The organism is Hymenobacter lucidus (assembly GCF_020447265.1).
Lineage (GTDB): Bacteria > Bacteroidota > Bacteroidia > Cytophagales > Hymenobacteraceae > Hymenobacter > Hymenobacter lucidus.
This window is the reverse complement of record NZ_JAJADR010000005.1, coordinates 73,801-98,627: the sequence shown is the minus strand read 5'-3', so window position 1 is coordinate 98,627 and position 24,827 is coordinate 73,801. Positions and strand designations below refer to the sequence as shown.

The following is a 24,827-nucleotide window of genomic DNA, read 5'->3' as shown; positions in this document are numbered from 1 at the left end:
TTCTCTTTCCCTCTCTTTTTTTGCCGAATGAATAATTCCCTGCGCCTGATAATCGACGCCGTACTTGTGGTGGCCGTGGCGGTTCTGTTTTACCTGCATTTCTCCTCCAAGCCCGCGGCTGCGCCCGTAGCCGCCAAAACAGCCGTGGTGCAGCCCGTCGCCAAGGATGATGACGATACCACCGCCACCGTGGCCGAGCCCGTGGTGGCCGTGGCCGATACCGAAAAAGTAGCCTACGTGGAATCGGGTAAGCTGCTGGAAGGTTACAAGGCCATGCAGGATGCCCGCCGCAGCTTCGAGGCCAAAGCCCGGGGCTGGGAAAAGCAGAACCAGGCGCTGGTAACCAGCTTCCAGAGCGCCGTGCAGCAATACCAGAAGCAGGCCGAAGGCATGACGCCCGAGCAGCGTGCCGCCACCGAACAGAAGCTACAGGCCCAGCAGCAGCAAGCGGGTCAGGCCCAGGAAAAGTTGCAGCGCCAGGCTCAGGAAGAAGAAGCCAAGATGACCCAGCAGGTGCTAGGCCGCATCAACAAGCAGATTGAGAAATACGGTAAGGACAACGGCTACAAGCTCATCCTCATTGCCGCCCCCAGCGGCACCATTGCCTACGGCCGCAAGGATATCGACATTACCGACGCCGTGCTGAAGCACCTGAACAAGGAATACGCCGCGAAAAAGTAAGCGCCAATTTTTCAGTCAATACCCTCGAAAACGCCTGCTGTTTGCATTGAACGGCAGGCGTTTTTTGTGGGGCCGCAGCCAACCATTGGTCCCTTTTCAGAATCCTGTTAGCAGCCATACCAAACCGCGCCGGCCGGGCGTTTTCCGGCCGCTCACCTTTTACTTTCCCACCTATATACCTTATCTACCCCTTTTTATGAGCCGATTTCGCTCAGTACTCTTACTCGGCGGTTTGCTGGCGGCCAGTGCGGCCCAGGCCCAGCAAGCCGGCAAGCTCACCATCAGCGGCTACGTGCGCGACCAGGCCACGGGCGAAAACCTGATTGGTGTGGCCGTAATGAACCCGGCCACCGGCCAGGGCACTGCCACCAACACCTACGGCTTCTACTCCCTCACGCTGCCCGCCTCCGCCGATTCCGTTCGGCTGTACGTGTCGTATCTGGGGTATGAGAAGGGGCGCTTCGCTGTGAAGTCGGAGCGTAGCGTGAGTCACGACTTCCGGCTACGGCCCTCGACCTCGGAACTGGCGGGCGTGGAAATTGTGGGCACCAAGGAGGAAAAAATTGCCCAGAGCACCCGCATGGGCACCATCAACGTGCCCGTGGCCCAGATCAAGAACCTGCCGGCGCTGTTTGGCGAAACCGACGTGCTGAAGGTACTGCAGCTGCTACCCGGCGTGCAGAGCGGGGGCGAGGGGCAGAGCGGCTTGTATGTGCGCGGCGGCTCGCCCGACCAGAACCTGGTGCTGCTCGACGGCACACCGGTGTACAACGCAGCCCACTTGTTTGGCTTTTTCTCAGTGTTTAATGCCGATGCTTTGAACAACGTGGAGCTGATCAAGGGTGGATTTCCGGCGCGGTATGGTGGCCGGCTGTCGTCGGTGCTGGATATTACCATGAAGGAGGGCAACATGCAGGAGTTTCACGGGGAGGGCGCCATTGGCATTGTGGCCTCGCGCCTCACGCTGGAAGGTCCCATCAAGAAGGATACGGCCTCGTTTATCATCTCGGCCCGCCGCACCTACATCGACATCCTGGCCCGCCCACTCATTAATCTGGCCATGGCCAGTGAGGGAATCCCGTATGATGAGCGGCCCACCGTCGGCTACTTTTTTCACGATCTGAACGGTAAGCTCAACTGGAAACTGGGTAGCCGTGACCGGCTCTACCTGAGTGCCTACACCGGCTACGACAAGTTTTACGCCCGTTATAATGATAAGGCTGACGACGGCAGCGGCAGCTATTACAAGGAAAATGACGGTTTGGGCTGGGGCAACCTTACCTCGGCGCTGCGCTGGAACCACATCGTGAACGACCAACTGTTCATGAACACCCACTTCACCTACAGCAAGTACCAGTTCAACGTCCGCATCGACCAGGAAGACAAGATTACGACCGGCCCTGACCCGCGCACCGACAAGTTTTCGTTGCACTACCTGTCTAATATCCGGGACCTGAGTTTGAAAACCGACTTCGACTACGTGCCCAACCCCGACCACTACATCCGGTTTGGGGGCCAGTACATTCTGCACTCGTTCCGGCCCGGGGCGCTGCAGGTAAAGGGCGAAGGCACCGACGACATCAACTCGGGCCAGCAAACTATGGCCAGTGAAGCCAGCCTGTATGCCGAGGACGACTACCGCCTGACGGACCGGCTGAAGGTAAACGCCGGCCTGCGCCTGAACAGCTTTTTGGTCGATAAAACCCTGTATCCGTCGGTAGAGCCGCGCATTGCCGCCCGTTTCCTGCTCACTGAGAACTGGGCCCTGAAAGGCGCTTATGCCCGCACTACCCAGTACATCCACCTGCTTACCAATAGCGGCATTGGCCTGCCCACCGACCTCTGGGTGCCAGCCACGGCCAAGGTGAAGCCCCAGCGCGCCCAGCAAATCAGCATTGGGGCGGCCCGCACGCTGCACCACAAGGGCGAGGAGTATGAGCTCAGCTTCGAGAGCTACTACAAGCCTATGCAGAACCTGATTGAATACAAGGAAGGCGCCAGCTTCCTGGGTACTACCGACAGCAAGTGGGAAGAAAAAGTAACCAGCGGCCAGGGCTGGGCCTACGGCGGGGAGCTATTTCTGCAGAAAAAATCGGGCCGCACTACAGGCTGGATTGGCTACACGCTGGCCTGGAGTAACCGCCGGTTTCCGGAGCTGAACCAGGGCCGGCTGTACCCTTATAAGTACGACCGGCGCCACGATGCCACTTTGGTCGTGATTCATAAGTTCAGCCCCACCTTCACGCTCTCGGGTACGTGGGTATACGGCACCGGCAACGCCGTAACGCTGTCGGAGGGCCGCTACCGGCTGGCTCCCTACGAGCAGTATGAGGAGTACGGGGAGCGGAACAGCTACCGGATGCGCGCCTACCACCGCCTCGACCTGGATTTGAGCAAAACCAAGAAGAAAAAGTGGGGTGAAGTGGTGAACAGCTTCAGCCTGTATAACGCCTACAGCCGCCGCAACCCTTACTACATTTACCTCTCGCGCGACTTTGACTACCAGAGTGGCAACAGCAAGGCCGTGTACAAGCAACTGTCGCTGTTTCCGATTATCCCGTCCTTCAGCAAAAGCTTCAAATTCTAACGCGCCGTATTCTTATGTCAACTTTTTCAACAATCACGACAACGACGAAACTGGCGGCTTTACTGCTACTGGGCCTGGGCACCGGGGCCTGCGAAACGACCATCGACCTGCCCGAGCCGGCTCACACGCCTAAGGTGGCGCTGCAATACGTGCTGAGCAACTACGCCGACCAGGGCCCCAACGATGAGGTGAGCCTCACCCGGCAGTTGTACGTGAGTAACAGCCAGCGCGTGTTCGATACGCGCGAACTGAACGGCCGCACCGACGCCAAGGTGGATATCCGGGACGAAAGCGGCACGGTGGTCGAGCGGTTCAAAGAATCGTCTTCGGCGTACCAAGGCGGCTACTACGAGCCCACCATGGGTCTGAAGGCCCAGCCGGGCCGCACCTACACGCTGCGGGCCACTGTGCCGGGCTTGCCTGCGGTGGAAAGCACCGTGACCCTGCCAGCCGCGCCGATTATTGAAAGCGCCACGTTTACCGAAAAGCCCAACCCTAACAACGTCTATGATACGCGTGGGCAGTTGTCGGTTACCATTGCTGATGACCCGAACACCGACAATTATTATATAGCCTTTGCCCGCATCGTCGACAGCCAGGGCAACGTGCCCGATAACTGGTCGCCGGTGCAGATTGACGAGGAAAATTCTGACGTGTCGTTGGAAGTAGGCCGGTTTCAGCTTTCTAATCTGGGGGGCTTTTCCGGCTACGGCTACGGCTTTTATCCCTACGCCGACACCAACGTGAACGGCAAACGTTTTTCACTTACCTCAAACGTGCGCTTCTACGCCGGTTACTGCCCTACGCCGGGCAACTGCCCTAAACCCGGGTACATGGAAGTGTTTATCAGCGCCCTCACGCGTGATGCCTACAACTTCTACCTTTCGCGGCAGCGCTACAACGATACCGAAGGCAACCCCTTTGCCGAGCCCGCGCCGCTGGTATCCAACATCAAGGGTGGCTATGGCCTGTTTGGCGGCATCACGGATGCCGTGTACCGCATTAAGCTCTAGTAAAGCCGACAGCCGGCGCGGGCCCATAAACGGCTACCGGCTGGGATAAAACCTAACTAAGCCCTCGTTGCCTTGCGTAGCGGGGGCTTTGGCTTGTCGGGGGCCGGCTGTTTTCTGTTTTTCACCGTGCTCCGGGCCAGTTTGGCGGAGCCTTTTACCTGGTTTTCGGGTTCTTGCCGCATGAGCTATTTTGTACCCGAGCACTCCGTGGTGCGCACCATCTGGGGCAAGTCCGACACGGTGCTGTTCATCTTTGCCGGAGCCGCCGCCGAGTTTGCCCTCAACAAAGCCGTCGACTGGCTGTACTTTACCGGCCGGCTGCCCGCCGACCCGCTGGGGCGTCTGTTTTCCACGGTGGAGTATGCCCGCCAGATTGTATTTGCCGAGCGGGGCGCGGCTGAGCGGGCTATTGATACTATTACGGCCATTCATGCGGCCGTAGAAGCCAAGCGCGGGGCCAGCATTCCGGCCTGGGCCTACCGCGACGTACTTTACATGCTCATCGACTATTCCATTCGGGCTTTCGAGCTGCTGGAGCGCCCCCTTACCCCGGATGAGCAGGCCGAAGTATTCGACGTATTCAGCCGGGTAGGCCAGCGCATGGGCATTCCCGATTTGCCCACCACTTACTCGCAGTGGGTGGCCGACCGTCACGCGCATTTAGCGCAAGACTTGGCCCATAGCGCCCTGACTACCGATTTGTTCCGGCAATACCGCCGCCACCTGGGCCCGCTACGCTACCAGTTGCTGCTCCAGGGGCAGCGGCTGGTGCTACCCCCGCTGGTGCGCACCATGCTTGGGCTGAATTCCTGGTCGTGGCTGGCACCGGCGGTGCCGCTCTACCGGGCCACGCAGCACCTCGCCCTGAGTCGCTGGGCTATCAACGCGCTGCTACCCACGGCTTATAAAGCCCAGATCCAGGCGTTGGATAACGTACCGGCTTCCGGTTGAGCTAGTAGCGTAATTATCAGATGATGCGCAAAGTATCCAACCCAAGCTCATCATTCTATGCCGGTATTGCTGACTTATAGATTAGGTGTTCTGGATAAGACAAGAATAAAAAAGACCGGCCACGAAATTTTCGTGGCCGGTCAGATAAAAGGTGCTTCTACCTCGTAGGTAAGCGAAGCGGGAAGCGGGCTAAAAGGTGAAGCGCAAACTCACGGCCGCGTCGTTGTAAAAGCCGGTGTAGCCGTGGAATACCTCGAAGAAGGGCTTATAGTCGACACCAATGACGAAGGGCAAATCGGGGAGTTTATACTCCAGACCCGCAATAAGGTCGGCACCGATGGCTATGTAGGTAGTCTCGTCGTAGTAGTAGCCATTGCGGTTGGAGCTCACCAAGTACACGTCGCCTTTGCGGCCTTTGTAGTAGTAGCGGGTATCGGAGAAGTAGTAGCGGCCCTGGTAGGCTCCCGCGTGGAAACCGGCACCGTAATAGAACTGCAGGCCTTTGATGTCGGGAATGGCTAGGTGCTTTTCGCCTAGCAGCGTGAGGCGCCCACCCCGCGCCTTATATTCGGTGGTGAGCAGGCCTTCGATGGCCACGCCGTTTTTGCCGCTCATAAAGTGCTTGATGGTGAGGCCCGACGACCAGCCACCGCCCCGCAGACCGATACCGGTGCTGTAGCCCGAGTTGCTGCCGCCGGATTTCTTTTTGGACTGGGCTGAAACCAGCGTAGTGCTCAGCAGCAAAAGCACAAAAAGGAGGGAGAGAGAAAAACGCTTCATGATGCCTGGAGCAGGTAAAAAGGAAAGTACAAGTGCGAAAGTACGCACTCCGGTCTGCACTTACCGGCTCAGGGCCCGCTCGACCGCAATTTCATCCGATAAATGCACTAAAATCCCGCCTCCGTCATCTTCCGCCGCCCGCAGCATGGCCCGAGCCACCGTAGCCGCTGCTACCGCCCGATACTTGCGCAAGGGTCCAACCAGCACGGGGTTTAGAACCCGGAGTAAAACCGCGCCGAACTGCTCTCCGGTACGTTTTTCGGCCCGGTCGCCGAGTAGCAGCGACGGTCGGAAAATGTGAATGGCCCGGAATGGCGTCTGCCGGATGGCCTGCTCCATCTCGCCTTTCACATGGTTGTAGTAGAAGCGCGAACCGGCATCGGCCCCCATCGACGAAACGACCATAAACTGCGCCGCGAAGTTGGCCGCTGTAAGCGCTGCCAGCTTCACCACATACAAATAATCCACTTTGTAGAAAGCTTCCTTTGAGCCGGCCTGCCGCATGGTAGTACCCAAGCAGCAGAATACGTCGTCGGCAATAAGCGACATACGGTGTTGCTCCAGCTGGTCGAGGTTCAGCACCCGCTGCTCCAGCTTGGGATGCATGATGGGCACGGGCCGCCGCCCTACTGTAATAACTTTGGCGTAGCGGTCGGAGGCCAGGAGCAGGGGCAGCAGCTGGCTGCCGATCAGGCCGCTGGCTCCGGCAATAAGAGCGGTTTTCTGGAGTTTCATAGCACAGCGGAAGCAGGGGCGGAGAGGTCGGGAGAAAGCAAAGCTGGCTTTCCATACGCAGGAAAGCGCCCGGAAAGCCAGCCGGCCACGGAAAATGCCGCGTGGCTTACTTTCCCTCTACCAGACGCGTCTGCTCGGGCAACAGTTGTACGAGGCCCTGCTTATAGAGCGCGCCCAGGGCTTTCTTGAACACTTTCTTGCTCATGCCCAGCCGCCGGTAGATATCGTCCGGCTCACTTTTGTCGCCTAGAGGCAGCGTGCCGTTGCCTTTGCGCAGGGCGTCGAGCAGCGTATCGGCCGCGTCGAGGGCTTCGTCGTAGCCCAGCTTTTGCAGGCTGATGTCGAGCTTGCCGTCGGGCCGGATCTGGCGCACGTAGCCGGTAGGCGTATCGCCGAGGCGCAGGGGGCGGAAAACCTCATTATAATAGAGCAGCCCCTGGTGCGTACCGTTCACGATGACGGAATAGCCCATGTCGGTTTCCGAAGCCACGAAGAGCTGCACCGCGTCGCCGGTCTGGCCCGGAAACGGGTCCTCGCTCAAGTACCGGTCCCACTTGGCAGTGGCCACGATGCGGTCCGTGGTTTCATCGAGGTACACGAATACCGTCACGCGCTGGCCGGGGCGCAGGTCGCGCCACTGGTTGCTGTAGGGCAGAAACAGGTCTTTTTCGAGGCCCCATTCCAGGAACGCGCCCACGCTGCTCACGTCGCGCACAGTAAGGGCCGCAAACTCATTGACGCGCACCAGGGGTTCGAGGGTAGTGGCAATTAGGCGGTCCTCGGAGTCGCGGTAGACGAACACGCGCAGCACATCCCCAATTTGGGTGCCTTCGGGCACGTATTTCCCCGGAATCAGCAAGTCGCCGTCGTCGGAGCTCAGGTAGAGGCCAAAATCGACCGCCCGGGCCACTTCCAGTTCGTTAAAATCGCCTAGCGCCAGCATGAGGTGAGATGGTGAGGTGGTGAAATAGTGAGTTGTCGTTTGGGCGCAAAGGTAGCCTATCCTGCCGCACACCTGTTATCAAACGAAAACCCTGTTTGGTAGTAGAGAAAAAGCCCACTTTATCAGCACGACAACTCACTATCTAACCACTTACTCGTACCGCACGGTGTTGGGCTGGGCGAAATTGAAGTCGCTAAAATCGTAGTAGGGGCGGGCATTTTCGAAGATGCGGAAACCACTAGTGGTCGTTTGGCCCCGGGGGTAGTAGCCCAGCAGCAGCTGCACGGTGCGCACGGCAATATATTCGTTGCGCAGCCGGATGCCCAGCCCGAAGCCGGTGTAGGGCGTTTCGCGGAAGGGCATCTCCTGGCCGGGTTTGCTGGCCAGCCAGGCCGCATCGGCAAAGGCCACGCCGGCCACCCGGAAGCCCAGAAACGACACGGGCGTAAACACAGTGGTTTCGTAGTTGAGCACGAAGCGGCTGGAGCCTCGGATGTTCGACTCGAAGCCGCGCAGGCCCCGGTTGCCGTCGATGAGCAGGGGCGGGTCGTCGGGCAGGCGGTTGAAGCCCAGAATCGAGCGGTTCCAGAAGAAGTGCCGCCACTGATAGTTACCGGTGTGGTAGAGCCGGGTGAAATACAGAATTTCCGTGCCGAGGGAGCCCTGCTGCCAGTCTTTGTCGCGGTGACGCACAAAGCTGCCAAATTCGCCGCTCAGGTAGAGGTAGCCGTTGCGCAGGCTGAAGCTGCCGGTGGAGGCGCGCAGGGCGTAATAGTTGCGGTTGGCACGGTCATTAAAGTCGTAGCCCGCCGTGAAGCTCAGCAGCGTGCCCGTCGGAATGTCCTCGGTGCGGCCGAAACCAAACAGGTATTTGTCTTTGTAATAGCGCCGCACGCTGTAGCCCACCGTGCCCAGCACCAACGACGAGTTGAGGTAGCCGGGATTGGGCCGGGCCGTGTAGCTGGTATTGTACACGCGGCCCGACAATATCACGCGGGCCGGGTTTTCGTAGCCCAAATCGTAGCTGCGCAGGCGCAGGGCGCGCCCAAACCAAGCATCCTTGATGCTGAAATTGGCCGCGTCAAATTTGGTGTCATCGGTGGCGGTGGGCACAAACTGCTGCACGAGGCGCAGCGAAGCCGCCCCGGCGTAGCGGGTAGTAAGCGAGTAGAAGTCGCGGGAAAAGCCAATGGCCTGCTCCCGGTAGTTGTACTCGTTGCGGTAGCGCACCTGTCCGTTGATGAAGTTGCGGAACGGGACTACGTAGCTGCCTTCGTATTTCCACGTCTGGGGCTGGTTGCGGCCGTATTCGAAGCGGTTGTTGATCTGGTGGCCCTGGCCCAGAAAGTTGATGTCCCGGGCCGCAATGACGCCCGCGCCCACGTCGCGCAGCTGGTAGGAGGCCCCGATGCTGAACACGTCCTTGGTAATGATGCGGATGTCGACGCTGTCCTGAGTGGTGGTTTCCTCGTCTACAAACACGCGGGCGTCGAGCAGCTGGTCGGTCTGGCGCAAGAGGCGCTCCGACTCGGCCAAGGCCTGCGGGGCCAGCTCTTCACCCACCCGAAACAGCAGCAACTGCCGCACCCGGGCTCGGGAAGTGGTAACGTGCAGCTTGTTGCCGCCGCGTTCCAGCACGTTGCGCGGCTCCCGCGTGGGGTCCGATACGCTGTAGCCAAATGCGTCGAGGGCCCGGATTTCGATGCGGCGCACGATTTTGTAGCTGTGCTGGTCAAACTGCCGGTCGAGCAGCTCCACGTCGATGCCGACCCGGTCTTCCTTACGCTCGGTGAAGTTGAAAATGGCCGAAGCGGCCTTGCCCACGATGGTTTTGCGCCGGGTGTAAGCCTTCAGACCCGTTAGCACCCGCTCCTGGTCGAAGCGGCGGCGCAGTGAGTCGCGCCGGGTTTCGGGCTGGGTACGCATCGAGTCCGTGACGACGGGCGGGGTAGGCTGCTGGGCCCGGGCCTTGCCAGCCAGCAACAGCAGCGCCAGCAGCCAGGGTAGGCGGCTCCATAATAGACGGGCAGAACAAACGCGGAAAACCATGTGCGCAAAACAACACTGCTGCCAAAGCCAGGCCGCAACTGCCGCCGGCCCCGGAGCCCTACACGGCAAGGTACGAAGTTGGTAGGGCGGTCCGCAACTGTAACCCGACATAAGCTGAAAAAGGGCGTGAGGTACAGAGTGGAGTTATAGAGGTCATTGCCAGTGACAGTGAGCCAACGGCGGAAATCAGCGGCAGCTCAGGGAACCAATTCCTAAAAAAATTAGCTTGATATACTATTGTACGGAAAGATTCAACCTGCTATTTTTAAGCCCTAAAACAGCCATTAATGAACGAGCGGATTCAGGAAAAGCTAAGTATTTTGGCAGATGCCGCGAAGTACGACGTATCGTGCTCCAGCAGCGGCGGCAAGCGGAAAAACGAGAACAAAGGTCTGGGCAACGCCGAGGGCATGGGCATCTGCCACTCGTTCACCGAGGACGGCCGCTGCGTGTCGCTGCTCAAAATCCTGCTGACCAACTATTGCATCTTCGACTGCGCCTACTGCGTTTCGCGCCGCTCCAACGACGTGAAGCGCGCCGCCTTCACCGTGGATGAAGTCGTGGACCTGACCATGAACTTCTACCGTCGCAACTACATCGAAGGGCTGTTTCTGAGTTCCGGCATCTTCAAGGATTCCGACTACACGATGGAGCGGTTGGTTCGCATCATCAAAAAGCTGCGCACTGAGCACAAGTTCAACGGCTATATCCACGTCAAAACTATTCCCGGCGCTTCGCCCGAGCTCATCGCCGAAGCTGGCCTCTACGCCGACCGCCTCAGCGTGAACATCGAGCTGCCCTCGGAGCTGAGCTTGACCACCCTGGCCCCGGAGAAAAACTACCAGGAAATCCTGACCCCGATGGGCCAGATTCGGGACGGTATTACCCAGAACAAGGAGGAAAAGGCCCTCTTCAAGAAGGTGCCGAGCTTTGCCGCCGCTGGCCAGAGTACCCAGCTTATCGTGGGCGCCTCGGCTGAGAATGACCACCAGATCATCAAGCTCACTGACTCGCTCTATAAGGGCTACGGGCTGAAACGGGTGTACTACTCGGGCTATATTCCCGTCAGCGGCGATGCCCGCCTGCCCCAGGTAACGCAGCCCCCCGTGATTCGGGAGCATCGGCTCTACCAAACCGATTGGCTCATGCGCTTCTACGGCTTCGAGGCCGACGAAATCCTGGACCCCGAGCACCCGTTTCTGGACCTCGAAATTGACCCTAAACTGGCCTGGGCCCTGCGCAACCGCCACGTTTTCCCGGTCGATATCAACACGGCCGATTTCGAGATGATTCTGCGCATTCCCGGCATCGGGGCGCGCTCAGCCAAGCGTATTGTGGCCGCCCGCCGCTTTTCGCCGCTCAGCCTCGACCATCTGCACAAGTTTGGGGTGGTGCTGAAGCGGGCCAAGTACTTCATTACCTGCAAAGGCCAGGCCCTTGAAACCCGCGACTACGACGAGCAGACCATCCGCCGTCAGATTCTGTTCGGCGCGGGTTCGGTTCGCTCAGCCCTGGTCACGCAGCAGCTCGATTTGTTTGCCCAGGCCGGCTAACGCGCCGGGGCAGAGCCGAAGGAGGAAACGTGAAGAAGCTGCATCGAATACCACTTAGCTGTCAACTCAACCTTTTTTCCTCAACTGCCAACCGCTTACCTGCTTAACTTATTACGATGATGACTATTACTCACCGCGGTGCCGACGCGTCGGCCACCATCCAAGACCCCAAAACCGAAAAAGTAGCCCGCCTGGCCTGCTGCTGCAAGCTCAGCGACCTGCTGCCCATCGTGAAGCAGCTGCACGAGCAAACCCGCGCCCGCGCCGCCCAGCAGGCCGAACGGCCCGAGGCAGCCTGAGCGGCCTTCATAACCCCGGCGGCATGCTAGCGGTAAAACGCAGAATGGACTACGAGCTGGAACATCAGTACGTCGATACGAACGGCATCCGGCTGCACGTGGTGCAGTGCGGGCCCGCCGATGGGCCGCTGGTGATTCTGCTGCACGGCTTTCCGGAGTTCTGGTACGCTTGGCGGCAGCAGCTGCAGCCCCTGGCCGCCGCCGGCTACCGCGTGTGGGCCCCCGACCAGCGCGGCTACAACCTCAGCGACAAGCCCCGCCGCGTGGCCGACTACCGCATCGATACGCTGGCCCGCGACGTTATTGGGTTGCTCGATGCGGCTGGGCAACAGCAGGCCATCATCGTGGGCCACGACTGGGGTGCAGCCGTAGCGTGGCACCTGGCAGCGCACTATCCGGGGCGGATAATAAAGGCGGCGGTGCTAAACGTGCCGCACCCGCGCGTAATGGGGCGCACGTTGCGGCGCAGCCTGGAGCAGCTGCGCAAAAGCTGGTATATTTTCTTTTTCCAGCTGCCCTGGCTGCCCGAGTGGCTGGTCCGACGCAATAGCTGGTGGGCAGGCCGGCAGGCATTGGTACAAACCAGCCGGCGCGGCACCTTTAGCACGGCTGAGCTGGCCCAGTACGAGGCAGCCTGGCAGCAGCCCCGCGCTATGCGCAGCATGCTGAACTGGTACCGGGCGGCGGTGCGGGCCCCGCGCCAAATGTCGGCTACCGGGCGGGTACTGGTGCCGGTGCATATCATCTGGGGCGTGAAAGACGCATTTTTGAAGCGGCAGATGGCCGAGCAAAGCCTGATGCTATGTGAACAGGGGCAGCTGACCTACCTGCCGGCCAGCCACTGGGTGCAGCACGAAGAAGCCGAAGCCGTGAATGCGCTGCTGCTGCGGTTTTTTGAGGCTTAGCAGATCAAGCTGACTACCATAAGCCGGATAATTGCGCTGTAGCCAGCCACCATTAAGTACAAAAGGGCCCGCAAGGTGAAAGTCGTAGACTTCACTTTGTGGGCCCTTATTATGATACTGCAGCTGGGCTTATCGGGCGGATGGCGTCTAATTTGGCACTGGCTCTGCAGCCTTGAGCATGTGTAGGGCTTTGGCTACCGTAACGGCGCTGATGGATGCCACCAGGCCTTTGCGCACCAGATGCGTAGCCAGTCGCCGCAGCGACCAGGGCTTAGCCGAAGGTTGAGCTACCAGCTGACCTAGGGCTTTTTTAACCTGGGGAGTGAGTTTTGTAGGGGCTCCGCCCTGCTTCGAAGTGTTGAGGTAAAGCTGCAGGCCCTGCCGTTTGAAAGCCCGGCGCAGCGCGTACACGCGGGCTTTGGGGATGGCTAATTGGTCGGCCGTTTCGGAGCCGGTGAGGCCCAGGTGCCAGTAGAGCACCACCTGCGCCCGTTTGTTTCCTTGCGCAGTACGGGTTTCCTGCTGCAGATACTGCCGGATAAACCGGTAGTGGCTTTTGGAAAGCTTCAGCGTATCTCGTCGTCGACTCATACCGGGGTATGCTGCTCTGTTTCGGCTACCATCCACCGTCGTTGCCATTCGGTGGCAGTGGCGGAAACCGGGCAGTAGCTTTATTTTTTCAGCACGATATAGCCGTAGGCGGGTAGTTGCACCTGGGTATTTAGCGTCACGGAGCCGCCCTGCAGGGCATTGGTCCAGGTGGAGTTGGCCAGCGCGGCGGGCAGCGTGTAAGTGGTAGCCGTGTTGCGCACGTTCACCAGTACCAGAGCCTGTTCGGTGCCCGCGGTTTTGGTGAAGGCGCACACGTTGGCGGTGCTGTAGGAAGTAGGTGTGCCGCGCCGCAGGGCTGCGCTACCGGCACGGGCAGCCAGCAGCTGTTTGTAGGCCCGCTTCACATCAGGGTTAAGGCCCCAGGCTACCTTCACGGAGGTGAACGGGAAAGGAATGGCCGTACTCATGCCGGCTTCCTGTCCGTTGTAAATCATGGGCACACCTTTGAACAGTGCCGCAACAACAAAAGCTGACATGGCGCCATTTTTTCCGCCGAACAACGCCACCGGCGTACCGTCGGAGCCATTTACGTCGTGGTTGGTGATGTAACGCACCACGTGCTGGCCGTTGGTGGCTCCCGCGTATTCACTGGTGTTCAGAGCATCGAAAGTGGTAGCCGCCGCGCCGTTTTTATACACCTGATAGATGCCGCCGTAGAAGTTGAAGCCGAAATTGTAGTCGAAGCCCGAGGCAAAGTTGCTGGCGCGGGTGCCCTCGGCGAGCAGCAGCAGCTTGTGGGTTTTGATGTTGTGCAGCGTGTCGGTGGCCTGCTTCCAGAAGTCGTTGGGCTGGAAGTCGGCGTAGTCGAAGCGGAACCCATCCACGTTGGCCGTGTACACCCACGATTTCAGGGCCGATATCATCTCCAGGCGCATCGGTGCGCTATTGAAGTTGAGTTGGGCCACGTCGAGGTAGTTGGTATTGGGCGGGCTGATGATGGCCCCGGCGGCATTCTGCTGGTACCAGTCGGGGTGCTGCGTTATCCAGGCGTGGTCCCAGCTGGTGTGGTTGGCTACCCAGTCGAGCATCACGGCCATGCCTCGGGCGTGGGCCGCGTCGACTAAGGTACGCAGGTCGGTGAGGGTGCCGAATTCCGAGTTTACGGCCCGGTAATCCTTCACGGCGTAGGGCGAATTTACGGCTTTGACCTGCCCGATAGGGTAAATCGGCATCAGGTAGAGCACGTTTACGCCCAAGTCCCGGATAGAATCGAGGCGGGCCGTGACGCCGGCAAAGTTGCCGCCCTGGCTGAAGGCGCGCATATTTACCTGGTACATCACCGCATCCTGCCGGTCGGGCACCCCGGCGAAGGGTGTGCCGTACTGCGTCGGATTCGACGACGTAGGTGGGTCGAGGCGGGCGGGAGCAGCCGGCAGATCCGGCTTACAGCCTGCCAGCAGGCCCGCCGCTACCAGCAGGGAAAAGCTATAGTGAGCCGCAGTTTTGAGGAAAGACATGGTGGGGAGTGAAAGTGGTGAGAGGGTAAACAGGGCTCAAGCGGGCTGATTTACCCCAAAGCCGATATCGTTATTTACTGCGCGGGCTTGATGCTGATGGCCGCGCCGCCGCCGGGGGCCAGCTGCATCTTGAGCACCGACTTGCTGGTCACGCTCTGCCGGCGAATCTGGTAGGCCTGTGGGTTTTTGTCCCAGCTGGCGCCCTTGCCGTCGGCGTAAATAGTGGCTTCGTATTTCATGCCCGGGGTCAGAAAATCGAGCTTCACGGTTTGGGTGCGGGCCTGCTCATCGGTAATGCTGCCTACGTACCATTCCTCTTTGCCCTTGGCTTTGCGGGCCGTGGTGAGAAACTCGCCGGGCTCGGCCAGCAGAATGCGCGTGTCGTCCCAGTCGACGGCCACGTCTTTGATAAACTGGAAGGCATCGAGGTGCTTTTCGTAGGCTTCGGGCAGGTCGGCGGCCATTTGCAGCGGCGAGTACATCGTCACGTACAGGGCCAGCTGCTTGGCCAGCGTGGTGTGCACCTGCTTGCCCTGGTTGCGCGCGGGGTTCCAGCTTTCCAATTGAATCTGAAAGATGCCGGGCGTGTAGTCCATCGGGCCGCCTATCAGGCGGGTGAAGGGCAGAATCGTTTCATGCTCGGGCGGGTTGCCGCTGCTCCAGGCGTTGAACTCGTTGCCCCGGGCGGCTTCCGAGGCCAGCCAGTTGGGAAAGGTGCGGTGCAGGCCGGTGGGGCGCACAGCCTCGTGCATATCCACCATCAGCTGGTTTTCGGCTGTGCGCTGGGCCGTGCGGGTGTAGTGGTTCACCATCCACTGCCCGTCGTGGTGCTCCCCGCGCGGAATGATGCGGCCCACGTAGCCGGTTTTCACGGCGTCGTAGTTGTGCTCCTTCATGAAGCGGTAGGCGGCATCCTGGCGCCGCTCGTAGTTGGTCACCGACGAGCTGGTTTCGTGGTGCATCATCAGCTTCACGCCTTTGCTTTGGGCGTACTGCTGCAGCTCGGTCACGTTGAAATCGGGGTAGGGCGTCACGAAGTCGAATACCTCTTCTTTCCAGTTGTTGGCCCAGTCTTCCCAGCCCACATTCCAGCCTTCCACCAGCACGCTCTGCAGGCCGTGCTGGGCCGCAAAGTCGATGTAGCGCTTCACATTGGCCGTATTGGCCCCGTGGTGGCCGTTGGCTTTGAGACGGGTCCAGTCGGTGCCGGCGAGCTTGATGTTGCTGGTGTCGGCGTAGTTCCAGCTCGCCTTATTGACGTGCATTTCCCACCACACGCCCACAAATTTCTGGGGCTTAATCCAGCTGGTTTCCGTGAGGGCGATAGGCTCGTTCAGGTTGAGGATAAGCTTGGAGGCCAGTACGGCCGGAGCGTTGTCGGCCACGATAATTGTGCGCCAGGGCGTGTGCTCGGGAGCCTGCAAATAGGCCTTGGCGCCGGTGCCGGTGGCGTCGGGCACGAGCTGGCTGCGCAGGCTGAAGGTTTTGGTATCCACGTTGAGCATCATGGCCGGGTAGTTCAGCAGGGCCGCCTCGTGAATATTGAGGTAGAGGCCATTGTCGGCTTTGAGCATCAGCGGCGTCTGCACCCGCTCCGGGGCCGACTTCAGCTGAATAGCCTCGATATTCGAGCTATTGACCTGGCTAATACGGGTGGTGGAGTAGGCATATTCGTTCGAGTCGTAGTCGCCCGGAATCCAGAAGGCTTTGTGGTCGGCGGGCAGCTGGAACTCGGTCAGCTCGTCCTGCACCGTGAAGTACTGCAAAGCTGGCTGGGCCGGAAACTCGTAGCGGAAACCCACGCCGTCGGCAAAAACCCGGAAGGTCACGTCGAGTAAGCGGCCTGGTGCCGCCGCCTGCCGCAGGTGCACCGTGAGCTGCTGGTAGTGGTTGCGGATATTTTTCACCTCGCCCCATACCGGCTGCCAGGAGTTATCCACATCCTTCATTTCGCTGCCCACCAGCGTCATGGGGCCATCGAAACCCTTGCCATCGGCCAACGCCAAACCCAGGCGGGAAGGCAGAATGACGGGTTTTGCGCCAAGGGAAACCGTGTAAGTCGGGCGGCCATCGGGGTCCAGGGCAACGGTGAGGCTGACTTTGTCGAGGCGGGCCGTGAGCGGCGCGGTAGGCTGCGCTTTGGCCTGGTAGCCGGTCGTTAGCAGCAGCAATACCAACAGGAAATTTCTCATTGTTCAGAATTGGGGTCGGGGCTTTTTCCGGCGGGGTCAGCACCCGCCGGGGCCGCCGGTTACTTGGTTAAAATCAGGTACTGGTAGGGCTGGAGCGTCACTTCCCGACTCAGGACCAGGGGTTGGCCATCAAACGCAGTGCGCCAGCCCGCGTTGCTCACGCCCGCCGGCAGCGCATAGCGTACGGGCTTGTTGCGCAGATTTACTAGTGCCAACACGTTTTCCCGCCCGGCAGTTTTGGTAAAGGCGCACACGTCGTCGGTGCTGTACGAGGCCAGGGTGCCGTTGCGCAGGGCATTGCTGCCGTTGCGGAAGCGAATCAGGCGCTTGTATTCGGCGGTCAGGTGCGGGTTCAATGTCCAGTCGATGGCCTTGCGCGGCCCCATAAACGGCAGCCGCTCGGGGTAGCCTACTTCCTGGCCGTTGTAAATCATGGGCACCGCGTGCATGTAGGCCGCTACCACAAAAGCGGCCATGGCGCCCCGTTCGCCGCCAAAAAGCTGTTGGGGCGTGCCTTCCCAGCTGTTTACGTCGTGGTTGGAGGTGTAGCGCAGCATGCGGGCCGTGGGCGGCGCGTTGCGGTAGTTGGCCGTATTCACCGAGTCGATAAGCCGCACGCTTTTGCCGCGGGCAAAGATGTCGTGCTTCAGCACGTTGATAAAGCCGAAATCATAGCACAGCTGAAAGCCGCCCTGCAGGTAGTATTTCTTTTTGTCGCCCTCGGCCAGCAACAGCAGCTTGTGGCTGCGAATGGCGTTCAGGCTACCAATGGCCTCGGTGAAAAATGCCGGAGTCGGGCCGTCGGCGTAGTCGAAGCGGTAGCCGTCGATGTTGGCCTGCAACACCCAGTAGCGCAGGGCCGCAATCATGGCCGCCCGCAGCTCGGGGTTGGCAAAGTTGAGCTGGGCAATGTCTTTCCACTCCGGAATCGGGTTCACGATGGCGCCGCTGGCGTCGTGCACATACCAGTCGGGATGCTCCGTAATCCAGGGATGGTCCCAGCTGGTGTGGTTGCCCACCCAATCAAGCATTACGGCCATGCCCCGGGCGTGGCATCCATCCACAATAGCCCGCAAATCGGCCAGCGTGCCAAACTCCGGATTCACGGCCGTGTAGTTTTGCACCGCAAACGGCGAATCGACGGCCCGCAGCTTGCCGATGGGGAAAATAGGCATCAGGTACACCACGTTCACGCCCAGCGCCTTGATGGAATCGAGCCGGGCCAGCACGCCCCGGAAGTTGCCTTCCCGGCTAAAGCCCCGCATGTTGACCTGGTAAATGGTGGCATTCTGGCTCTGGGGCACACCCGCGAAAGGCTTGCCGTACTGCGCCGGGTCTTTGGGAAGGGTAGCCTTCGGAGCCGCCTGCCCCAGGGCCGGGCCGGCGCAGGCCAGCAACAGGGCCAGTAGAGAAATAAAAGGTGTTTTTTTCATCATGACAAAGCCGAAGTGGCTAGGCTGCTGCCAGCCGCCGGTTAGGAAAAGCAGCCGCTCCGCGCCACTATTGGCGGGCCGGAAACGCCGCCTCAAGGCAGCTTCCCGGCCCGAAAAGAAGAAGGAATTAACGCGTCACGGCCAGGCGGCGGGTAGCCAGTTTGTCGCCCACCTTCACCTGCACCAGATAAGCACCGGCTGCTAGCTCACCGGTAGCTACATCCAACTCATGAAATCCGGTGGGCTGCTTTGTATCCAGTAGTGTGCGTACCGGGCGGCCCAGCAAGTCGGTGACGCGCACCAGCACGGGCTGCACATTGCCCTGCACCTGGTACGAAATAGTGGACTTGCCCTGGGCCGGGTTCGGAAATACGCTCATGGCTACTACCGCATCGTCGGCCTTGCGGCTGCTGAGCACCACCACGTTCAGGGCGGCGGCCTGTGTACCGGGCAGGGTAGTAAAGTCGGGCTTGAAACCCAGATTGTTGTTGCCATTGGCCGGAACTTCCGGAATGATATCCGACGACCAGAAAGCGTCGCCGCTCACGTAGGCCGCCATTACCCGCACGATGGAAGCACCCGAAGGCAAGCCTAGGGAAGCGCGGTTAAACTCATATTCGAGGGCGTAGGAGCCGGCCCCGCCGCCATTGGCATTGCCGGGGTTGTCCTCGATGCTGCCCACACCGCCGGTGCTGTTGGTAGGTGCCTTGTAGGCTACGCGGGTGCCGGCAAAGAGCGAGTACGCACCGGTGGTAGCCGAGCCCGGCAGCGGATTCACGGTGCCATCGGTGAAAATGGCCGCGCCGCCCGCTACTGATTTGGCTACGCCAGTGGTAGCCGTATAAATGGCTGCCTGCACGTCGCCGTTGCCGGTGGTAGCAATGGCAGCATCGGCTTCCAGCTCCAGCTTGGTGCCCCCGATGCCCTGCGTGGCGCTAACGGTGCCGAATACCGTGGAAGTGCCAGCCACATCGGGCAGGCCGGTACCCACGGGGACGCCGGTTTTGTTGGGCAAATCGAGGTAAACCTGGAAGTTGTTACCGCCCGTTTCAATGGTGCCGGCCAAGCCCACATACAGCTTGGTGCCGCTGTTAGCGCCGTACATGCGCAGCAGGCCGGCAAACCCAAAGCCGGCGTTACCCACGTGGGGCGTCGTAAAGGCCCCCAACGACACATACTTGCCCGCAGTAGAGCCGATTTCGTTGGCCGCAATAACGCCGTCCACGGTAATCTGCGCCTGGGCGCTAAGCGCGGCGGTAGCGAGAGAGGTGGCCAACGCCAGAGTAGTAATTTTTTTCATGAGAGAAAGAGGAAAGGTGGGAATATGAAGTGCGGCGTGTGCGCGGCGTAGCTAGCCTGAGCCGCCGTTTGGGGCGTACTCAGGCTGCCTTGGCGGGCCGCAATAACAGGTCGAAAGGGAGGCGCGGGCAGTTAGTAGCCCGGGTTCTGCACCAGGGAAGGGTTAGCCACGATGTCGGTGGAGGGCAGTGGGTAGAGGTTGAGGTTGGGCGAAACGGCCTGGCCATTCTTCGCGCCGCCTTTCCAGGGCCACAGGTAAGTGGCAGTAGTAAACTTGCCGAAGCGCACGAGGTCGGTGCGGCGGGTGCCTTCCCAATACAGCTCCCGGCCCCGCTCATCCAAAACAAAGTCGGGAGCCGTCAGCTCGGCCAGGGTGATGTGGCCGTCAGTCGTGCCGCCCGAGTTGCCAAAGGCCCGGTCGCGCAGAGCATTTATATAGGTCAGGGCCTGGGTTTGGGTGCCGCCCTGGCCGCCGCGCAGCACGGCTTCGGCGTACATCAGGTATACATCGGCCAGCCGAAACAGCGGGAAGTCGGTGTCCACGAAAATCTGCTGCGGGTCTTTGCCGTTGGCGCCGGTAGAAGTTTTGTTGGTCCACTTCGTCACGCCGTAGCCTTCGGTAAAGACGGTCAGGTCGTTGATTTCCAGGCTTTGGCCCGGGGTGAAGAACATAGCCCGACTATCGAAGCCGCTGGCCGCCTCGGGAAACAGCAGCGGCAGATTTTTGCGGGTGCGGTTGCCGGCCCAGCCGCTGTTGATGCCAAAGGCGCTGGTCAGCATCCGGCCGCCCACGGCGGCGTGCACCAGGTACGTGGTGCCGCCATACACCTGCGACACGAGTCCGTCGCTGGTAATGGGAAAGATGATTTCCGAAGCCGACGTCACGTTATTATCGGCCATGAACAGATGCTGATATTCGGAAGCCAGCTTGTAGCCCGCGCCCAGAATCTTGTTGCAGTACGTGAGGCAGTCGGTGTAGCGGGCCTGGCCGGTATACACCTCGGCGTTGAGGTAAAGCTTGGCCAGCAGCGTCCAGGCGGCACCCTGGTCGGCGCGGCCGTAGGGCGCCTGTCGGGCGGCCAGCAGTTGAGGCTCAATGGCCTTTAGCTCCGCCTCAACGTAGGCAAACAGCTCGGCCCGCTTGATCTGCTTAGGCAACGTTTTGCTGGGCGCGTCGGCCTCGGTTACGAAGGGCACGTTGCCGTACATATCCAGGGCGTGATAATAGGCCAGGGCGCGTAGGAAGCGGGCTTCGGCGCGGTACACGCGGGCCTGGTCGGCGTTGGCACCGGTGATGCCGCGGCTGCTGAGCTTGTCGTCACTGGTTTCCCGGATAAACTCGTTGCAGAGCGCCACCTCGTAGAAAATGCGGGTGTAGTTGTTGTTAATCAGGTCGTTGCTCGACGTCCACTGGGTCGTGTTCAGTTCCTGCAGCGGGCCGCTGTTCCAGGCCACCACGGCCTCGTCGGTGGTCAGCTCCTGCAAATACCAGTAGGCGCGCAGGTAGGAGGTTTCGCCCTCGTCTTTGCCCTGCCCGTTGAACACGTCGGGCTGGCCCGAGTTGCCCGACAGGTTGAAGCCCGCGTAGCACTTGGCCAGCACCCGGATATGGTTGGCCGGGTCGCGGTACACCGATTCGGTATTCAGATCATAAAACGGCTCCCGGTCAAGGTCTTTGACGCAGCCTGTGAGTAGGCTACCGGAAAGCAAAAGGGAAGCGGAAAAAGCCAGCACGAGGCCACCGCGGCGCAGGAAAGGATGGGATTTCATGATAGAGAGTTGTCAGTTGGTCGTTGTCAGTTGTTAGTAGGATGCGGGCTGTTCGTTGTATTGGATCAGCTGACTGGCAACTGACAACGAGCAACTGACAACTGGTCTAAAAACCAAGGTTGAGGCCCAGCGTGACGGTGCGGGGCAAAGGGTAAAAGTTGCTGTCGATGCCGTTGGCCCGCTCGGGGTCGAGGCCGGAGTAGCGGCTGAGCAGCAGCAGGTTCTGGCCGGCCAGGGTCACGTTCAGGTCGGTGCCGGACTTCAGCAGACTGCCAAAATTGTAGGCCAGCGTCAGGTTCTGGAGGCGCACAAACGAGCCATCTTCCAGGTTGATGTCGCTGAAGGTCTGGCCGGTTTTGAAGCCCGTGGCGTAAATGGCAGGCACCACGTTGGCCGAGTAATTAAGGCCCGTATTCAGCCCGTAGTAGTTGTTCTGGGCGCCGGCCACGCTGTTGTACACGTAGCCCCCAATGTTGGAGCGCAGCGTGAAGGCCAAGCTGGCTTTGCCGTAGCTTACATTGGAGCTAAAGCCCAGAATAGCCTTGGGCGCGGGGTTTTTGCCGTATACCCGGTCCCGCTCATTGATGATGCCGTTGTTGTCCTGATCCACGTACTGCGCGGTGGTGGGGCTGGCCGTGGGGCCCTGCAGCGGCTTGCCGTTCTCGTACTTCTGCTCGTAGAGAAAGAAGGTGTTGGGCGCGTGGCCCACGGCATTCACCTGCACGAACTGGAAGTTGCCGACGCTGCCTGTGGGCGTGCCCAGGTACGTAGGGTCTACTACCTGCGCGAGCTTGGTGATTTTGCCCCGGTTCATAGTGGCGTTGAAGTTCACCGACCAGTTCAGCTTCTCGCTCTGCAGCACGTTGTAGTTCAGGGCCAGCTCTACGCCCCGGTTTTCCATGCTGCCGATGTTGGTGAGCAGCGTGTTGGAGAGGTTACTGCCCGCCGGCACCGGAATGACGGCCAGCAAATCGTCGGTTTTGCGCAGATACACGTCCACCGTACCAGTCAGGCGGTTGCTGAAAAAGCCGAAGTCGAGGCCCACGTCGTAAGTGCGGGTTTGCTCCCAGCGCAGGTTCTGGTCGTAGGCGGCGGGCCGCAGCGTCCGGATGGTATCCTTGCCAAAAATCTGGCTGACCGTGGGCGAGCCAATGCTATACTTGGCCAGGTAAGGGTAGTCGCCGGCCACGCCGTAAATGTCCTGCTGGCCTGTGCTGCCGTAGCTCACCCGCAGCTTCAGGTCCGATACCGTCGGCGACTCGCTCAGGAAGCTTTCCTGGTTGATGCGCCAGGCCACCGAGGCGGCCGGAAAGTAGCCCCAGCGGTTTTCGGGGCTGAAGTGCGACGAGCCATCGGCCCGCAGCGTGCCCGTGAGCAGGTAGCGGTCCTTGAAGTTGTAGTTCACCCGCCCGTAGTAGGAGAGCAGCGTGTATTGGGTTTTCAGCGGGTCCTGGGCCGGCTCCAGCGGGGCCACGCGGGTGCCGTCGGCCTTGTAGGCAAACTGGAACGGCTCGTGCCGGTAGAAATCCTGGTAGGAGTAGCCAGCCACCGCATCTACGTGGTGACTACCAATCTGCTTGCCGTAGCTGAGGTACGTTTCGAGCAGCTTGTTGTCTTTGTCCTGGCTGTAAGCATTATTCTGGCCCTGCGTGCTATAGGCAATGGATGAAGTGGCCGGAATGTACCTCGTGCCATTGCTGCGCGACACGTCGTAGCCCAGGTTCAGGTTGGCGTGCAGGTCGGGCAGGAAGTGGAGTTTGTAGTCGAGCTGCACGTTGCCGATGCTGCGCAGCACAGTGCTCCGGTCCCGCTTGTCGTTGAGCAGCGCCACCGGGTTGCGGTCTGTGAGCGGGTTGGGAATGGCTCCGTCGCGCCACTCGAAATAGCCGTTGAAACCGTTAGTATCGGTATAGATGGGCTGGGTCGGGTTGAAGCGCACCGCCCCGCCAATGGCGCCCTGGTCGGCAAACCGGAAGTCGGCCCAGGTGCCTTTTACGTTGATGTCGACGCGCAAATGGTCGTCGAGCAGCTTGGGTGTGAGGCCGATGGAAGCCGAATTGCGCTTCAGGTTGCCGGTGCGCAGCGTACCGTTCTGGTTGAGGTAGCCCACCGATACGCGGTAGGGCACGTGCTTCACGCTGCCCGTGAGGCTCACGCTGTTGTCGGTCGTCCAGGCCGTGCGGTAAATGGCGTCCTGCCAGTTGGTGTCGGCATTGCCCAGGTAAGCGGCGTTGCTGGCCGGGATAATGCCCTGAATAATAGCATTGTTGATCAAGGTGCGGTAAGCGTAGCCGTCGAGCACGTCTACCTGCCCGTAGTTCTCGGCCCGCGACACCTGGGAGTTGACGTTCACGCGCATCTTCTCGCCATCCACGCCTTTTTTGGTCGTGATGAGGATAACGCCGTTGGAAGCCCGGGAGCCGTAAATGGCCGTGGCCGAAGCATCCTTAAGCACCGTGAAGCTCTCAATGTCCTGGGGGTTGACCAACGAAAGCGGGTTGCCGGCCCCGTTGATGCCCTGGTTATCCACCGGTACGCCGTCGATAACGATGAGCGGGTCGTTGCTGGCATTCAGCGAGGAGCCGCCCCGGATGCGAATTACGCTGGCCTCGCCGGGCGCGCCGCCGCTGGTCGTTATCTGAATGCCGGCCACTTTGCCCTGCACCAGCTGCTCGGGCGAGGTTACCTGGCCTTTCACGAAGTCCTTGGTTGTCACGGTGGTTACGGAGCCCGTCACGTCTTGGCGGCGGGTGGTGCCGTAGCCTACTACCACCGCTTCGTTGAGCAGCGTGGTGTTGTCGCTCAGCGTGGTGGCGGCCACCTGCACCGCTTGCCCGTCCGGAACTGTTATGGCTACGCGGCTGGAATTCAGGCCAATGGAGGAAAACACCAGCGTATGGGCGCCGGCCGGCACGCCCGCAATGGTATAAGCACCCGTCGCGTCGGTAGAGGCCCCGAGCGTGGTACCTTCCACGATAACCGTAACGCCGGGAATACCCTGGCCCTTGCTATCCACTACCCGCCCACTGACGCTGCCATCGGCTACAGCAGAAAAGCGTGGTGCTACGGTAGCCGCCGAAACAAATCCGGGGCGGCGCGGGCCAAGTGTGAGGACCGGGGCGGCCAGCGTGGTACCGGCCGAAGCCAGCCCAAGGGCCGACAGAAAAACTCCTCTGGCAAAGCACCAGGAAGCAGGTGGGAGTGGTAAGTGTACCAGCATAGGAGAGGGATTAGGAGCGGGAATTTCTGCTGCTCACGTCGCGGCCGGGAGGCGGTGCTGCAAACGTTTGGGGCTTGCTGGCGACGTGGAATGGAACAAAAGAATCCTGCTCTCTCCTTACCTGAAACTTATCAAATCCGGATCAAGAAAATATTAATGGATGTGACTCGTAAGTGGCTCTTTTATAATTGTATGCAAGTAAAAAATGCTGGCAAAATATGAAGCCTATATTGGTTGAATATGCCCTGTTTCTTAACAAGAAGCCGTTGCTTGATGCTGCATTTATAGCGCTATAATTCTATTTATCGGGCTTTAGGTGACCACTCACTTTCAGTGAGTTCGGTTGAC

Annotated in this window: 18 protein-coding genes; 7 read left to right on the top strand and 11 right to left on the bottom strand. The window is 60.1% G+C overall.

All coding sequences use genetic code 11. From position 1 onward, the window contains the following. Positions 1-27: 27 nt before the first annotated feature. From LGH74_RS16725 to LGH74_RS16710, 4 genes are all read left to right on the top strand, one after another. Entirely contained in the window at positions 28-681 is a 654-nt protein-coding gene (locus LGH74_RS16725) for an OmpH/Skp family outer membrane protein (protein ID WP_226177396.1), read from the top strand. A 196-nt stretch (positions 682-877) separates the two neighbouring features. After that, on the top strand, positions 878-3,268 hold the full coding sequence (locus LGH74_RS16720) for a TonB-dependent receptor (protein WP_226177394.1): 2,391 nt from the start codon (positions 878-880) through the stop codon (positions 3,266-3,268). 14 nt (positions 3,269-3,282) lie between these two features. Beyond that, complete coding sequence (locus LGH74_RS16715; protein WP_226177393.1) at positions 3,283-4,281, top strand: DUF4249 domain-containing protein; 999 nt, start codon at positions 3,283-3,285, stop codon at positions 4,279-4,281. Between the two features lie 180 nt (positions 4,282-4,461). After that, complete coding sequence (locus LGH74_RS16710; RefSeq protein WP_226177392.1) at positions 4,462-5,232, top strand: oxygenase MpaB family protein; 771 nt, start codon at positions 4,462-4,464, stop codon at positions 5,230-5,232. A gap of 189 nt (positions 5,233-5,421) precedes the next feature. Here LGH74_RS16710 and LGH74_RS16705 read toward each other — a convergent pair whose 3' ends face one another. The 4 genes from LGH74_RS16705 to LGH74_RS16690 form a co-directional block, all read right to left on the bottom strand. Continuing rightward, positions 5,422-6,012 (bottom strand): hypothetical protein, encoded by a 591-nt coding sequence (locus tag LGH74_RS16705; RefSeq protein ID WP_226177391.1) that lies wholly within the window; start codon positions 6,010-6,012, stop codon positions 5,422-5,424. 60 nt (positions 6,013-6,072) lie between these two features. Beyond that, complete coding sequence (locus LGH74_RS16700) at positions 6,073-6,747, bottom strand: NAD-dependent epimerase/dehydratase family protein (protein WP_226177390.1); 675 nt, start codon at positions 6,745-6,747, stop codon at positions 6,073-6,075. A 106-nt stretch (positions 6,748-6,853) separates the two neighbouring features. Continuing rightward, on the bottom strand, positions 6,854-7,690 hold the full coding sequence (locus LGH74_RS16695; RefSeq protein WP_226177389.1) for a CvfB family protein: 837 nt from the start codon (positions 7,688-7,690) through the stop codon (positions 6,854-6,856). Positions 7,691-7,840: 150 nt separating this feature from the next. Continuing rightward, positions 7,841-9,739, bottom strand: coding sequence for a BamA/TamA family outer membrane protein (locus LGH74_RS16690; RefSeq protein ID WP_226177388.1), 1,899 nt, complete (start codon positions 9,737-9,739; stop codon positions 7,841-7,843). 287 nt (positions 9,740-10,026) lie between these two features. On the opposite strand from LGH74_RS16690, the gene LGH74_RS16685 reads away from it, so the two are divergent. The 3 genes from LGH74_RS16685 to LGH74_RS16675 all read left to right on the top strand — a co-directional run bounded on the left by LGH74_RS16685 (position 10,027) and on the right by LGH74_RS16675 (position 12,496). Continuing rightward, complete coding sequence (locus LGH74_RS16685; protein WP_226177387.1) at positions 10,027-11,292, top strand: putative DNA modification/repair radical SAM protein; 1,266 nt, start codon at positions 10,027-10,029, stop codon at positions 11,290-11,292. Between the two features lie 116 nt (positions 11,293-11,408). After that, positions 11,409-11,591 (top strand): hypothetical protein, encoded by a 183-nt coding sequence (locus LGH74_RS16680; protein WP_226177385.1) that lies wholly within the window; start codon positions 11,409-11,411, stop codon positions 11,589-11,591. A gap of 23 nt (positions 11,592-11,614) precedes the next feature. Beyond that, positions 11,615-12,496, top strand: a complete 882-nt coding sequence (locus LGH74_RS16675) for an alpha/beta fold hydrolase (protein ID WP_226177384.1) — start codon at positions 11,615-11,617, stop codon at positions 12,494-12,496. A gap of 147 nt (positions 12,497-12,643) precedes the next feature. Here LGH74_RS16675 and LGH74_RS16670 read toward each other — a convergent pair whose 3' ends face one another. The 7 genes from LGH74_RS16670 to LGH74_RS16640 form a co-directional block, all read right to left on the bottom strand. Then, complete coding sequence (locus LGH74_RS16670) at positions 12,644-13,087, bottom strand: helix-turn-helix domain-containing protein (RefSeq protein ID WP_226177383.1); 444 nt, start codon at positions 13,085-13,087, stop codon at positions 12,644-12,646. Positions 13,088-13,167: 80 nt separating this feature from the next. After that, the gene (locus tag LGH74_RS16665) at positions 13,168-14,565 is read right to left on the bottom strand and encodes an alpha-amylase family glycosyl hydrolase (protein ID WP_226177381.1); all 1,398 of its coding nucleotides are present in this window, start codon (positions 14,563-14,565) and stop codon (positions 13,168-13,170) included. Positions 14,566-14,639: 74 nt separating this feature from the next. Further along, positions 14,640-16,757 (bottom strand): glycoside hydrolase family 97 protein, encoded by a 2,118-nt coding sequence (locus tag LGH74_RS16660; protein WP_226177380.1) that lies wholly within the window; start codon positions 16,755-16,757, stop codon positions 14,640-14,642. Between the two features lie 59 nt (positions 16,758-16,816). Further along, a complete protein-coding gene (locus LGH74_RS16655; RefSeq protein WP_226177379.1) occupies positions 16,817-18,193 on the bottom strand; it encodes an alpha-amylase family glycosyl hydrolase in 1,377 nt (458 codons plus the stop codon). Positions 18,194-18,317: 124 nt separating this feature from the next. Beyond that, a complete protein-coding gene (locus tag LGH74_RS16650) occupies positions 18,318-19,490 on the bottom strand; it encodes a T9SS type A sorting domain-containing protein (protein ID WP_226177378.1) in 1,173 nt (390 codons plus the stop codon). Between the two features lie 131 nt (positions 19,491-19,621). Continuing rightward, on the bottom strand, positions 19,622-21,259 hold the full coding sequence (locus LGH74_RS16645) for a RagB/SusD family nutrient uptake outer membrane protein (protein WP_226177377.1): 1,638 nt from the start codon (positions 21,257-21,259) through the stop codon (positions 19,622-19,624). Positions 21,260-21,365: 106 nt separating this feature from the next. Next, positions 21,366-24,479: a SusC/RagA family TonB-linked outer membrane protein gene (locus tag LGH74_RS16640; protein ID WP_226177376.1), complete on the bottom strand. Its 3,114-nt coding sequence runs from the start codon at positions 24,477-24,479 to the stop codon at positions 21,366-21,368. Between the last annotated feature and the right edge of the window lie 348 nt (positions 24,480-24,827).